The sequence below is a fragment of the Holdemania sp. 1001302B_160321_E10 genome (genome assembly GCF_015552275.1).
Taxonomy (GTDB): domain Bacteria; phylum Bacillota_I; class Bacilli_A; order Erysipelotrichales; family Erysipelotrichaceae; genus Holdemania.
On sequence record NZ_JADNEM010000027.1, the window covers coordinates 1 to 12833 of the forward strand.

The window sequence follows — 12833 nt, forward strand, 5'->3', positions numbered from 1 at the left end:
TTATATCGGAGGGTATTTGTTTTTTTAACACTTTAAGCTCTGGCACCACGCGCATAGCACGTGGTATCCACTTCGTATGAAAAAGCGGCGCTTTGCGGCAGCCGCTTTCAGATCCTGTTATTGCTTTTCCGATTTCTTGTTCAGATACGCGTCGATCTTCTTTTTCTGATCCTCCGGGATCGTCCGTTCAATCGGGAAGACGGCGCTTTGATCGAGCTGATCCAGAAAATTCAGCACCAGCTCCGTCGTTTTTTCCAGACTTTCAGCGCTGAGATAACGCAGGACGTCGTGACGGTTGTGGATATAATTGGCTCCCTTTTCGCCAAAACGCATAAAGCTGACCGACGGAATGCCCTGATCGGAAAACGGCACTTCGTCGCTGGAATACACGTCGCTTTTGACTTCCAGCTGAATCCCGGTCTGGGCGGCATAGGTTTGCACCATCGCTTCCAACGACTGCGGGCCTAAGCACCAGGCGCTGTCATGACCCAGAATTGCACCGGCCACGTCGACGTTCAGATTGAAGCGGATCGCTTTTAAATCTTCCTCATGGGTGTCGACATAAGCATGCGAGCCTAACAGCCCGCGTTCCTCGCTGCCGCACCAGATAAAGCGCAGCGTGCGGTTGGGATGATGGTCGTGGTAGTGCTGAAGCAGCGCCATCAGGATCACGCTGCCCGCCCCGTTGTCGTAGACGCCGGTGCTGTATTCGACTGAATCATAATGCGCCGTCAGCACGATCACATCCTCTGGCCGGGTTAAGCCCTGAATCTCCGCAATGACATTCTGCGAAACTGCCGGTGCAGATTTCTGACGCACGACCAGCGTGACCATTTTCGGGTTTTCCTGAACCAGCCGCATCGCGTCGTGTATCGACATGTTCACGCCCGGCAGTTTCCCCAGCTGTGCCAGCTTTTCCCGCAGCTCGCGATGGGCGATATCCGTGGCTTCCTCCTCATCGCGGGCTTCACCGTTATAAGTGATAAACCCCACCGCGCCGCTTTCAATCAACGCCTGATACAGCTTATAGTTCAGATAACCGTTGACCAGCACGATCTTCCCGCTGGCCTGCTGGAGACTGACAGGCCCGGGGATTTCCATATAATAGAACGGCGCGGTCAGGCCGCTTTCGTCGGTTTCCCCGCAGTTGCCATAGGCTGTGACCGGATAGCTGTTCTTTTCGGTAGCGCAGCGGACTTGTTCGATCTTCCAGCCGGGAACCTCAAACATTTCCAGCCGGGCTTTTTCCCCGCGTTCCTCAATTTCATCCCGCAGAATCTCCGCCGCCCGTTTTTCCTCTGCCGTGCCGCTGACTCTTACAAAGCCGATCTTTTGAAGTAATTCCCATTGCGTTGTGCTCATTTCTCATCTAACCTCTTTTCATAAGCGACCCTCAGACTCAGATCGCGATGCAGCTGAATGACGCCGCAATATTGATAATGGTGTTTTTCCAACAGCCGCCGCATCGAAGTATTGTCCTGATGCGTGTCGATTTTCAAACTCTCTACCCCACGCTGCCGGCACATCTGTTCCGCCTGTTCCAGAATCCAGCCGGCAATCCCCTGACCTTTGAGCTTATCGTCAACCGCGATCCGGTGGATTACGGCATACGGCCTCTCGGTCAGCCATTGGCCGCTGACCATCGTCGTGTAATTTTCGTCCGGCGCAAAAGCGATCGTCGCGCAGGCAGCTACCGCGCCGTCAAGCTCGGCGACATAGGCGGTTCCGTTTTGAATATCCCGGCGCAGAGTCGCTTCGTCAGGATAGCCATCCTGCCACTGATCAATTCCGTGGGCTTTAAAATATGCCTGAGCTTGATGCAGAATCGTCATGACCGCCGGCAGATCTTCTTCTTTCGTCACCCTGAATCTCATCGTGATTCCCCCTTTTCTCCTATTGGATATGCTTTGTTTTCGAGCCGGGAAACCGGGCTGTATCAGCCAGCCATTCCCCGGCATGTCTGGCTTATTCCAGAAACCGGCAGGTTTCCAGCGTCCGGCCGAGAAACTCCTGCAGCCGGGCCATTTCCCTGTGAATGCAGGAATGCTCCGCTTCGTTCAGGGATTCCCACAATGTAACCTGCACCGCTGCCTTCTCCCGTTGAACGCGCGCATTCCAGAATCCGACAATCCGCGTATCTTTGAGAAGGACGCCGGGACTGCCGACTGTCCGCCAGACTTTCTTCTGCGCCGCTTTGTCCGGCAGAATCCAGCTGCGCTGAGGCAGATCCAGAAACGGATCGTGCGGACCGAGCAGCTGAATCTTGGATTCCTCCGGCGGCAGACTTACCAACAGATCAAGATCCGCTTCCAGCATCCATCCACGCTGCCCTTCCACTTCGATTTCCGCCCGCTCCTCTTCAGTTAAAGCCCACAGTCGTTTTGCCTGAGGCAGGCCACATCCGCTCCAGCGGGCAAAATCCTGCACCGTCGCCGGGCCATAACAATGCAGAAACTTTTCCACAATCCGCGAAGGCTGCGCCTGTAAATCCAATGCTTGTCCAAGCTCGGCGGCAGGACTGGTAAACGACGGCTGATTCCCCTGACGTTCTCCCATCATCACGCGGCCTTCCAAAGCACATTGTCGAAGCAAATACGACACGGCCGCTTCCAGCAGCGTCTGTTTTTCCGCTACCAGCGACGGTGCATCCGCCCGTTCACGGATGGGATCCGGCAAATACGGCTTCATGGCTTCGGCTAAAACATGATCAAGCCGGGCTTTGCTTACGATCCGGTTGTGCTCCAGCACCGCGCAGGCCCGGCGCAGCGCTTCCAGCAAGACATTGCGGTCAGCGCCTAACGCCTGCGCGGTATAGGACAGCGGCTGCGCGTAGATCGGCACTTCCTCCGACTGCGCCGCCAGCGCGCTTAAAAACGTTCCCGCTTCCGCAAGCGGAAATATCGTCGGCGCACCGCGCAGACTCCACGTCTGCATCAGACATTTCGTTTCGATCAAATCCTGCCGCAGATCGCTGCGCTCAAGTTCCGCAACCCGCACCGCCATCGCCAGTTCCCAGCTGCCGGGCGGACTGTTGACGATTCCGCAGGCCGAAACCGCTTCAAGTCTTTGTGCCCGCGGCAGTTTCTCATCTAAATGATGAGCGTGCCGCTGATGGCGCAAGGCTTGTTCCTTCGTCATCGCGCGCATGGCTGATCCCTCCGTTCATGCTTTCAGTGTATCACAAAATGCAGCGGGCTGACACCATAAGAAAAGCGAAGATTCACTGCGCCAGCAGGATCTTCGCCCGTTGCTTTCCTTCTTCCAATGTCGCTTCCGCCGGTGCGCCCTCAAACACAAAACCCTCGCCGCACAGCTCGCCGCCCGTCAGCCTTGTCCGTTCTTCCCAAGGTTTCATGTACGCACCCGCACCCCAGCCGTAAGAGCCGAACAACAACACCGGTTTGCCCCGTAAATACGGTTCAATCTGGGCCAGTGCCGGCAGAAACTCGTCGCCATCCAGCTCCTCGACGCCATGGGCCGAACAGCCCAGCGCCCAATGTGTGATCGTCGGCAGCTCCGCAGCAGGCAACGCCGAGGCCGGACACAGAACCACCTCCGCGCCTTCTTTTCGCGCCTGTTCCGCAATCGCCTGAGCCATCTGTTCTGTATTGCCGGTCGATGACGAGTACATCACCATACATTTTTTCATTTTGATCCGTCCTCCTGCTTTCAGGATGGATCGTTTTCTTCTGTTTTAAACAGAGTTTCCCGAGAACTTTTCCCCACTCCTGATCTTCCGGATTTTACTGCATTCCCAAGCCTTCTTTTTCAATGCCTGCCTTTTGAATCAACCAAATGAAAAAACGGAAGCTTGTTGCCTCCGTTCTTTGATTCAGGATTACAGTTTCAGGAATTTCTCAACATCCAGCACGAAGATTGTGGCCCCTCCGACCTGGACTTCAACCGGGAACGAAGCATAACGGCCAATATCGTAAGAAGCGGTTGACGGAACGATTTCTGTTCTGCGCTTACTTTCATTGCCGATAATTTCAATCGCCTGATCCACTTTATCGTCATCTGTACCGACGATCATCGTTGTATTGCCTGCCCGCAGGAATCCGCCGGTCGTCGCCAGCCGGGTCACCTGGAAATTGGCTTTGGTTAAAGCAGAAGAAACACTGGAACTATCATCATTCGAGACAATGGCTAAGATCAGTTTCATAATCAAGGCCTCCTTTTATATATCTCTATTTTATCATATTTTGCCCGCCTTGAAATCCCTTTTCAATGATTTTCATAGAATCTTTATCCTTCTTTCAGAGCCGGCCCGCTAAGCCGCAATCCCGCTTTTCCTTCTGTTTTAATCCAATTCATGAAGCGTTAAAAAAAACAATATGCGCTGCGGCAGAACACAATAGAGATAAGAATCCATGAAACAAACAGCTTTTCATGACGGCAGAAAAGCCCTGTCCTGCCGTTTCGATCATTTTTATAATCTTTCAATAAAATTCTGGTATACTGATTTCAAGGAAGTGATCGGCATGTCCAACGAACTTTTTCAATATATGATTCAATCCGATCCGCTGAGCGAGCGGCTTTACCATTACCGCCTGAAAGCATTTTGTGCCGGTCGCATTTTAGCGCAGGCTGAGGAAAATCCGCAGTCCTACGTCCATTTGTTCCGCGTCAATTACGTTGTCCGCGGCAAAGCTCTGCTTTTGATTGACGATCAGGCGCTTCCCGTCCATGCCGGCCACGCCGTGATCATTCCTCCGCGCGGGATTTTAACGCAGGCCAATCCGAAGGAAGAAGTGGAAACCTACTTCATTAACTTTGACGTCAGCAATCTGGCGATGCGCAGCGAATTCATGACGCGCTTGTTGGAATGGTTCCCCTTCTATCAGGTCCGCGACAACGATCGCCAGATCCTCCGCTACTTGCTGGAACGGATCTTTGACGAAGCCGCCGATGCTGAAATGGGTTCCTGTCTGATCGTTCAGAACCTGTTCTGTTCGCTGCTGATCAAAATGGTGCGTATGGCCCAACAGGGAAAAGCCGTTTTGACTCTGCGGCCGATTCCGATCAGTTCCACTCATTATCTGATCAGCCGGGCCGTCAGTTATGTCTATCAGCACATCGGCGATCATCTGACGGTAAAAGAAGTCGCGGACAGCCTGAATATCAGCGAGATCTATTTGTACAAACTGTTTAAGGAACATACCTCGCAATCGCCGCAGAATTTCATTCTGGAATATCGTCTGCATTTAGCGCGGGAATACTTAAGCAATCCGGATGTTCCGATCAAGATGATCGCGCAGCAGCTGGGCTTTGCGAACGCTGATTATTTTTCAGCCAGCTTCCGCAAATATACCGGATGTTCGCCCTCCGTCTATCGGCAGCAGCTGTTAAGCTCCAACGAAATGCTGCTTAATCCGGAATGAATTAAGAATCAAGGACAAACCATGAGGTTGTCCCTGCGGCTTTATCGCAGAAGTTTCCTGTAATCCAAAGTTACGATAAAACCCACCTTGCGAGTGGGTTTTTGCGTTATGTTTTTACGTTAGCGCCGTGATCCGACCGCCGCTTCGCGTGTTTGGCAGTTCTGTGGGTGATCCAGTTCCTCCCGCAGCACCTGATCGAAGCTCGCCAGCGGCATCGGTTTGAAATACACATAGCCCTGGACGATATCGCAGCCGGCAGCCTTCAGGAACTCCACCTGTTCCGCCGTTTCCACCCCTTCCGCAATCGTTTTCATCTGCAGCTCATGCGCCATCGTCAGAATATTGCGGATGATGATCCGTTCGCGGCCGATATCCACAGATTGGCGGAAAAACAGAATATCAAGCTTCAGCACCTGAATCGGCAGATTTTTCAAAATATTCAGCGAGGAATAGCCGCTGCCAAAATCATCCAGCGAACAGATAAATCCCCGCCGGCGTAATTCCTCGACGACGTGCAGGAAGATCTGATCGTCTTTTAACATCACGCTTTCCGTAAATTCCAGTTCCAGTAAACCGTCGGGAATTGCATAGCGCTGCTTGACCGCCGTATACCAGTCAAGGAAATCATCCTGAAACAGATCCAGCCGCGATACATTGACCGCCAGGTTGATCGGCGGGCGTCCTTCTTTGAGATAGGCGTGCAGCCAGGCACAGGCTTTTTCAAACATCAGCCGGTCAAGCTGGGTAATCATGCCGTTGTGCTCAAACAGCGGAATGAACTGATCGGGCGGAATCAACCCTTTCTCCGGATGAATCCAGCGTGCCAGACATTCCCCGCCGACGATCCGGCAGTCCTGCTGAATATTGACCTTGCCTTGGACGTACAGTTCGAATTCCCCGCGTGCCAGGGCTTTTTTTGCCTGAGCTTCCAGCTCGGATTCCCGCAGCGTCTGAGCGCGCAGCTGCGGGGTGAAGAAAGCGAATTGATTGCCCGGCTGATCTTTTACTGAACGATGGGCAATGTTGGCCCGGTTGACCATCTCGTTCACCGACAGCGTTAGATCGTCTTCGCAGACAGGGAAAAAGCCCATGCACAGTTCCAGATGAACAAGCGCAGAATGTTCGTTAAGCTGTTGATCGAGCTGCACTAACAGCTGGTTAAACCAGGCGGCCAGCCGCTGGGGGTCCAGAGTCTGCAGCAGCCCGGCAAAATTATCGCCGGACACCCGGCAGAACAGCTCGTCCTTCTCCAGCGACGCTTTCACGACGGCGGAAAAATCACGCAGCAGTGCATCGCCCTGTTCATAGCCGAACAGATCGTTGAAATATTTGAACTTTTTGATATCGCAGTACCATACGGTACAGCCGCTTTTGAGCAGCGCCGGAACGTCTTTCTGAAACGAGGCAAAATTGCCTTCCTGCGTTAACGGATCCTGATACGCCAGGGTTTCCAGCGCTTTCTGATTTGCTTGCATACTGCGGTTCTGCCATTCCATCAAGAGTAAAAAAATCATAGCAGCCAGCGTGATGACAAGCGTCATTCCCAGCGAGGTTTTGTCATAATTTTTATGCAGCGCCGCCGTCGGCACCGCACAGAACAGATACCAGCGATTTACGCCCAGCGGCACCAGCTGCGCAATCGCCGGCTGTCCGGTAAAAGAGCGGTAGCGCAGGCTTCCGGCGTGTCCCTCAGTCAGCCAGTTCCGCAGCGTATCCCGCGTTTTATCCGTGAATTGTCCCAACTCCGCCAATGTCTGCTTCCTGGCCTGCGGCTCATGATGCGGGCGCATCAATACAGCGCCGGTTTCATCCACAAGCAGGCTGTATCCCTCGCCGTTAAGCAGCGGCGCATCCAGAATAGAGCTGTAAACATCCATCAGATTCTCCGCGATTAAAACACCGGTCGGTTCGCCGTCGTTGTTTTTAATCAACATTCCATAGCTGCCCATCCATTCCTGTTTTTCATCCAGCTGCGGGTTGGAGAGACTGCGGCCTTCCCTCACCGTCTGCTGAAAAAAAGGTTCCCGGCCTACTTGTTTTTTCAAATGATGATTGCTGCGGATATCGACCAGATCCGCATTGCCGCTTAAATCGGCATAGCCCATCCGGACGAACTGATTCTGATTGTTGATCGTTTCCAGAATGGCAATCATCCGCTCCGCGTCGTTGATTCCCGTTTCCCCCAGCACGATCGCCAGCGCTTCCAGCGTTTGAAAATCACCGTCAATCTGTTTGATCATCGTGTTCTGCAGCTGGGCGGCGGCATTGTCCAGATATTGAACGCTGTCGTTTTCGCTCTGCGTGCGCATATACTGAACATACCCCAGACTGCCCGATAAAAAGCACAGGCAAATCCCTATGATTGCAATTTTGGTTTTTTTCTGGGCTGTTTGTGGATTCATTTTTTTTACCAACCTGTTGTTTTAATTTTACCATAGACCGTTGTTCCATGACAAGGAATAACCCGTAGGGAAGTCCTCAAAAGCGCACGGAATTGAACAAAGTTCCTGATTTTCCCAAACTGATTTCATTTCTTTCCAAACAAAATGGGAAGTCGGTTGGCAAACGCAGTTTCCACGCAAAAACATCCCGCGATGAAGCCGGGATGTTACTCTGCATTAACAATCAATGAGGATATTCAGCTTAAACGTTGAAGCGGAAATGCATGACGTCGCCATCCTGCACGATGTAATCCTTGCCTTCCAGCCGCAGCTTGCCCGCCTCTTTTAAGGCGGTTTCACTCTTATACGTCATCAAATCGTCATAGCTGTACGTTTCCGCGCGGATAAAGCCGCGCTGGAAATCGGTGTGGATAATCCCGGCACATTCCGGCGCCGTCATGCCCTCGCGGAAGGTCCAGGCGCGGACTTCCGGTTCGCCGGCGGTGAAGTAAGTCTTCAGCCCTAACAGATGATACGCAGACTTGATCACGCGGTCCAGACCGGATTCAGGAATTCCCAGCTCTTCCAGAAATGCCAGCTTCTCTTCTTTTTCCAATGACGACAGTTCTTCCTCGATCTGCGCGCAGATCGCGATGACGTCGTTGTTCTCCGCTTCGGCATACGCCTTGACCAGCTTGTAGTAAGCGTTGTTTTCCGGATCGGCGATGTCGTCTTCCGACATGTTGGCGACGTAGATCATCGGCTTGGCGGTCAACAGCTGATAGCTTTTGGCAATCAGCGCTTCTTCCTTGCCTAATTCAACGCTGCGGGCCGCTTTGCCTTCGCGCAGCGCTTCGACCAGCTTGCTTAACACCGCGTATTCTGCAGCGGCTTCCTTATCTTTCGCCTGGGCTTTGCGTTCAACCTTGGTGATCCGGTTTTCCACTGTCTGCAAGTCGGCCAGCGCCAGCTCCAGATTGATGATCTCAATGTCGCGGATCGGATCAACGGAGCCTTCGACATGCGTGATATCCGGGTTGTCAAAGCAGCGCACGACATGGCACACAGCGTCGACCTGACGAATGTGGCTCAAAAACTGGTTGCCCAGACCTTCGCCTTTGGACGCGCCCTTGACCAGACCGGCAATGTCCGTAAATTCGAAAGTCGTGCGGATAATTTTCTTCGGGTTGAACAGCGCCGCGATGTTGTCGATGCGCTCATCCGGCACTTCGACGACGCCGACGTTGGGCTGAATCGTTGCGAACGGATAGTTCGCCGCCTCGACCTGACTCTGGGTGATGGCGTTAAACAGGGTCGACTTGCCAACATTGGGCAGTCCGACGATACCTGCGGTTAATGACATAAGTTTTTCATCCTTTCACTCACGCGGCTTCTCAAGCAAAGCTGGCCGCGGAAATCCTTTATTAGTTTACCTTTTTTCAGTCTGATTCTCAAGATGCAGCGGACGGTCAGCGGCAGAAAAGACGGATTTTACTCCGCCTTGTCCGCTTTCTCAATCAGTTTTTTACATTTCCGCTCAAATTCCGAACGGGGAAACATGATCGCCGCACCGCAGCCCAGACATTTGATCTTGATGTCGGCGCCCATGCGGATGATCTTCCAGTATTTTGATTTGTGGCAGGGATGTTCCTTCTTCATCTCCACAATGTCGTTTAAATCGTAATCCGTAATCATTGGTTATTCCCCTTCATGGTGACGATAAGCCTTCAGTGTATTTTTCAGCAGCATCGTGATCGTCATCGGCCCGACGCCCTTGGGAACCGGCGTGATGAATCCGGCCTTCGGCTCGACTGACGCAAAGTCCACGTCGCCGACCAGTTTGCCTTCAGCGTTGCGGTTGATGCCCACGTCGATCACCGCCGCGCCTTCCTTCACGTAGTCCGCCGTGACCATTTTGGCCCGGCCGACCGCGGCGATCAGGATATCGGCTTCCGCGCACACCTGCGCAAGATTTTCCGTTTTGGAATGGCAGATCGTGACGGTCGCGTTCTCATTTAACAACAGCCGCGCAACCGGCGCGCCGACCAGATTGCTTCGGCCCAGCACGACCGCGCGCTTGCCTTCCGGATTAATTCCCATCCGATGAAGCAGCTCCATACAACCCAGCGGCGTGCACGGCACAAAGCCGTCTTCTTTTAAATGCAGCTTGCCGACATTGATCGGATGAAAGCCGTCGACATCTTTGTCCGGCCGGATTTCGCGAATCACCTGCGCGCTGTCCAATCCCTGAGGCAGCGGCAGCTGGCATAAGATGCCGTCGACCGCCGGATCCTCGTTCAAACGCCGGACCACCGCCATCAGTTCAGCCTGAGAAGTCGAAGCCGGCAGCTTGATCAGCTCCGATTCCATTCCAACCTGCGTGCAGGCTTTTTCCTTGCCGGTGACATACGAAAGCGAAGCCGGGTTATCCCCAACCAGAATCACTGCCAGCTTCGGCATCCGCCGTCCGGCAGCCCGCAGCGCCCCGATTTGTTCGCTCAGTTCTGCGCGGATGTCTTTTGATACTTCAGAGCCATAAATCACCTGTGCCATCGTCTTCCTCCTTGATCAGACTTTCCGTCTGTTTCCTGCTTTCTTTGCCCGCTTTTGTTTCAAGCGGCTTTAAGACCGCCCGCGCTTAAAATAATTCGCGGCTGTCCAGAATTAACGTCACCGGCCCATCGTTGAGCAGCCGGACTTTCATCTCGGCTCCGAAAATGCCCGGCTTGACGACCAGGCCTGTCTTTCGCAGCGCGTCGTTGAACGCGTCGTACAACGGACTGGCGATCTCCGGCCGAGCTGCCTGATCGAAGCTTGGACGCCGGCCTTTCTTACAGTTGGCGTACAGTGTGAACTGGGAAATCGACAGCACCTGTCCGCCGATTTGCTCAATGGATAAATTCATTTTACCATTTTCATCTTCAAAAATGCGCAGATCATGTACTTTCGCAGCCATTTTCTCAACGGTTTCCGCAGTGTCGCCGTCGACGATTCCAACTAACAAAAGATATCCCTGCTGAATTTCATTAACAAGCTGCCCGTCGATCGTGACGGACGCTTCACTCACCCGCTGCAAAACTACTCTCATGACTTCCTCCCTGATAAGAAACCTTTCTCATTTTTAGTTTTCTGTCTTTCTTCTCTTTAATTATAACGGAAAACCGTTGCACCGCAAGCACAGAGAGGATGCAAAGCGGTCGTTATCAAACAGAATCAGTTCTCACTCTCGTTTCTGTTTTCCTAATTTCTCTGCGCAAACTCCTGAAAAGCACGATTCTTCCGGACCTGCCCAAGCACTTCGGCTGCCGGAAAGAAGAAACGTTTCCTATTTTGTTTTCAGATGGTAAAATAAGACGAAGGAGTTGATCGCATGAAACAACCTTTAGCCTTTCGAATGCGGCCGGAAACTTTGGACGAGGTGATCGGTCAGCAGCATCTCATCGGACCCGGGCAGGTGATCCGGCGCTGTATTGAACAGGGCCGGTTGTTTTCGATGATCTTTTACGGGCCGCCGGGGACGGGCAAAACGACGCTGGCCTCAGTGCTGGCCAACGAGCTGCATCTGCCTTACCGGCTGTTCAACGCCGTCACCGGCAATAAAAAAGAACTCGACACCATTTTTGAGGAAGCTAAATTTTACGACGGACTCGTCTTAATCATCGACGAAGTTCACCGCTTAAATAAGGACAAGCAGGATCTGCTTCTGCCGCATGTGGAAAACGGGCGGATTATCCTGATTGGCGCGACGACCTCCAATCCGACGATGGCGATCAATCCGGCAATCCGTTCCCGCTGTCATTTGTTCGCGATCAAGCCGTTGGAAACCGACGATATCATCGCGGCGCTCAACCGTGCGGCAGCCAGTGAAAAGGGCTTAAACGGACAAGTCAGACTGGATCCGAGAGCAGCCGAACTGATCGCCAGCTATTGCGGCGGAGACATCCGCTATGCCTTGAACGTCCTCGAGCTGTGCGCGATCGCCAGCGATGAACCGGTGATCAGCCCGGAACTGGTGCGGCAATATGTCCAGCGGCCGGTACAGGGCATCGACAAGGACGGCGACGGACATTACGACGCCGTCAGCGCATTTCAGAAAGCGATCCGCGGCAGCGATGTGGACGCTTCCTTATATTATCTGGCGCGGCTGATTCAGGCGGGTGATATGGACTCGATCGAGCGGCGGCTGCTGGTCATCGCCTATGAGGATATCGGGCTGGGCAATCCGGCCGCAGTGGCCCGCACGATCTCGGCGATCGACGCCGCCAAGCGCGTGGGTTTCCCGGAAGGCATGATTCCCTTGGGCGTTGCGGTGATCGACTTGGCGCTGTCCCCAAAATCCAAGTCAGGCGAACTGGCGATCCAGGCCGCGATGGCGGAAGCGGAAGCCAGCGATCCGCCGGTGCCGGCCTATCTGCGTTTCACCCCGGTCGGCATGAAGGAAGAAGACAAGTATCCTTATGATCGTCCCGATTTGTGGCACAAGATTCAATATCTGCCCGACGCGATCCGAACCAAACGGTTTTACCAACCGCAGGCCACCTCGGCCTATGAAAAACAGCTGGCGGCCAACTATGAATCATTAAAACGCTATGTTCGCTCCAAAAATCTGGCAGAATTGAAGCGGGGAAAATAACCCGCTGCGAATTTCCGCTTCGCTCACGTTTTAACAGGTCTGGACGTCTTCGCAACGATCCGGACTTTTTCATTTTCGGTTATGCACCGTCTCAAAATTTCCACCCGCTTCGGTTATGCTTATCGCATCTCAAGCTTGGTTTTCAGCTGAATTTTCAGGCTGCCCGCACCGCCCTTTCACCCCGAAAATGCAAGCGGTGCCATCACAAAAATTGAAGGTTAAAAAATCTGATATTTTTACCTTTTTTCAAGAAGAATCTTGACCGATCGCCCGCATTGGAAATCTGACAAAAACGTCATTTTGTCTGCGGATTCACTCAGAATGAGTCGGTTTTGCTAGTCATTTTTGAAGAAGTGTCTACGGAATTCTTAAATTTTTATGAATTTCCGGGAAAGAAAAACGAAGGAATTTTCTCCCATTTTTAACAAAAAGGCCTTC

The 12833-nt window shown here is 52.9% G+C and carries 12 protein-coding genes; 2 read left to right on the plus strand and 10 right to left on the minus strand.

Annotation, left to right across the window (positions count from 1 at the left end; all coding sequences use genetic code 11):
* Positions 1-117: 117 nt before the first annotated feature.
* The 5 genes from I2D94_RS14185 to I2D94_RS14205 all read right to left on the minus strand — a co-directional run bounded on the left by I2D94_RS14185 (position 118) and on the right by I2D94_RS14205 (position 4162).
* Positions 118-1362, minus strand: coding sequence for a M28 family metallopeptidase (locus I2D94_RS14185; RefSeq protein ID WP_072685376.1), 1245 nt, complete (start codon positions 1360-1362; stop codon positions 118-120).
* Positions 1359-1874 (minus strand): GNAT family N-acetyltransferase, encoded by a 516-nt coding sequence (locus tag I2D94_RS14190; protein ID WP_072685375.1) that lies wholly within the window; start codon positions 1872-1874, stop codon positions 1359-1361. The genes I2D94_RS14185 and I2D94_RS14190 overlap by 4 nt, the downstream gene beginning before the upstream one ends.
* Before the next feature lie 91 nt (positions 1875-1965).
* The gene (locus I2D94_RS14195) at positions 1966-3147 is read right to left on the minus strand and encodes a DNA glycosylase AlkZ-like family protein (protein WP_195397386.1); all 1182 of its coding nucleotides are present in this window, start codon (positions 3145-3147) and stop codon (positions 1966-1968) included.
* Between the two features lie 73 nt (positions 3148-3220).
* On the minus strand, positions 3221-3649 hold the full coding sequence (locus I2D94_RS14200) for a flavodoxin domain-containing protein (RefSeq protein ID WP_195397387.1): 429 nt from the start codon (positions 3647-3649) through the stop codon (positions 3221-3223).
* Positions 3650-3838: 189 nt separating this feature from the next.
* A complete protein-coding gene (locus I2D94_RS14205; protein WP_006058515.1) occupies positions 3839-4162 on the minus strand; it encodes a cyclic-di-AMP receptor in 324 nt (107 codons plus the stop codon).
* A 208-nt stretch (positions 4163-4370) separates the two neighbouring features.
* Between I2D94_RS14205 and I2D94_RS14210 the strand changes: the two genes are divergently transcribed.
* The gene (locus tag I2D94_RS14210) at positions 4371-5381 is read left to right on the plus strand and encodes a helix-turn-helix domain-containing protein (RefSeq protein ID WP_195397388.1); all 1011 of its coding nucleotides are present in this window, start codon (positions 4371-4373) and stop codon (positions 5379-5381) included.
* 119 nt (positions 5382-5500) lie between these two features.
* Here the strand turns inward: I2D94_RS14210 and I2D94_RS14215 are convergent, their stop codons facing one another.
* The 5 genes from I2D94_RS14215 to dtd all read right to left on the minus strand — a co-directional run bounded on the left by I2D94_RS14215 (position 5501) and on the right by dtd (position 10850).
* Positions 5501-7783, minus strand: coding sequence for an EAL domain-containing protein (locus I2D94_RS14215; protein ID WP_072685372.1), 2283 nt, complete (start codon positions 7781-7783; stop codon positions 5501-5503).
* A gap of 241 nt (positions 7784-8024) precedes the next feature.
* Complete coding sequence (ychF, locus tag I2D94_RS14220; protein WP_072685371.1) at positions 8025-9125, minus strand: redox-regulated ATPase YchF; 1101 nt, start codon at positions 9123-9125, stop codon at positions 8025-8027.
* A gap of 128 nt (positions 9126-9253) precedes the next feature.
* Complete coding sequence (locus I2D94_RS14225) at positions 9254-9457, minus strand: DUF951 domain-containing protein (protein ID WP_072685370.1); 204 nt, start codon at positions 9455-9457, stop codon at positions 9254-9256.
* A gap of 3 nt (positions 9458-9460) precedes the next feature.
* Complete coding sequence (folD, locus tag I2D94_RS14230) at positions 9461-10315, minus strand: bifunctional methylenetetrahydrofolate dehydrogenase/methenyltetrahydrofolate cyclohydrolase FolD (RefSeq protein ID WP_072685369.1); 855 nt, start codon at positions 10313-10315, stop codon at positions 9461-9463.
* Positions 10316-10400: 85 nt separating this feature from the next.
* On the minus strand, positions 10401-10850 hold the full coding sequence (gene dtd / locus I2D94_RS14235; protein ID WP_072685368.1) for a D-aminoacyl-tRNA deacylase: 450 nt from the start codon (positions 10848-10850) through the stop codon (positions 10401-10403).
* Between the two features lie 282 nt (positions 10851-11132).
* Here dtd and I2D94_RS14240 point away from each other — a divergent pair, with 282 nt between their 5' ends.
* Positions 11133-12395, plus strand: coding sequence for a replication-associated recombination protein A (locus I2D94_RS14240; RefSeq protein ID WP_072685367.1), 1263 nt, complete (start codon positions 11133-11135; stop codon positions 12393-12395).
* Positions 12396-12833 lie beyond the last annotated feature (438 nt).

Excerpts from the sequence above, each read along its gene's own strand:
- I2D94_RS14200 (WP_195397387.1), bottom strand. The coding sequence starts at position 3,649 with ATGAAAAAATGTATGGTGATGTACTCGTCATCGACCGGCAATACAGAA.
- I2D94_RS14190 (WP_072685375.1), bottom strand. The coding sequence starts at position 1,874 with ATGAGATTCAGGGTGACGAAAGAAGAAGATCTGCCGGCGGTCATGACG.
- I2D94_RS14240 (WP_072685367.1), top strand. The coding sequence starts at position 11,133 with ATGAAACAACCTTTAGCCTTTCGAATGCGGCCGGAAACTTTGGACGAG.
- ychF (WP_072685371.1), bottom strand. The coding sequence starts at position 9,125 with ATGTCATTAACCGCAGGTATCGTCGGACTGCCCAATGTTGGCAAGTCG.
- I2D94_RS14210 (WP_195397388.1), top strand. The coding sequence starts at position 4,371 with ATGAAACAAACAGCTTTTCATGACGGCAGAAAAGCCCTGTCCTGCCGT.
- I2D94_RS14185 (WP_072685376.1), bottom strand. The coding sequence starts at position 1,362 with ATGAGCACAACGCAATGGGAATTACTTCAAAAGATCGGCTTTGTAAGA.
- dtd (WP_072685368.1), bottom strand. The coding sequence starts at position 10,850 with ATGAGAGTAGTTTTGCAGCGGGTGAGTGAAGCGTCCGTCACGATCGAC.
- I2D94_RS14215 (WP_072685372.1), bottom strand. The coding sequence starts at position 7,783 with ATGAATCCACAAACAGCCCAGAAAAAAACCAAAATTGCAATCATAGGG.
- I2D94_RS14195 (WP_195397386.1), bottom strand. The coding sequence starts at position 3,147 with ATGCGCGCGATGACGAAGGAACAAGCCTTGCGCCATCAGCGGCACGCT.
- I2D94_RS14225 (WP_072685370.1), bottom strand. The coding sequence starts at position 9,457 with ATGATTACGGATTACGATTTAAACGACATTGTGGAGATGAAGAAGGAA.
- folD (WP_072685369.1), bottom strand. The coding sequence starts at position 10,315 with ATGGCACAGGTGATTTATGGCTCTGAAGTATCAAAAGACATCCGCGCA.
- I2D94_RS14205 (WP_006058515.1), bottom strand. The coding sequence starts at position 4,162 with ATGAAACTGATCTTAGCCATTGTCTCGAATGATGATAGTTCCAGTGTT.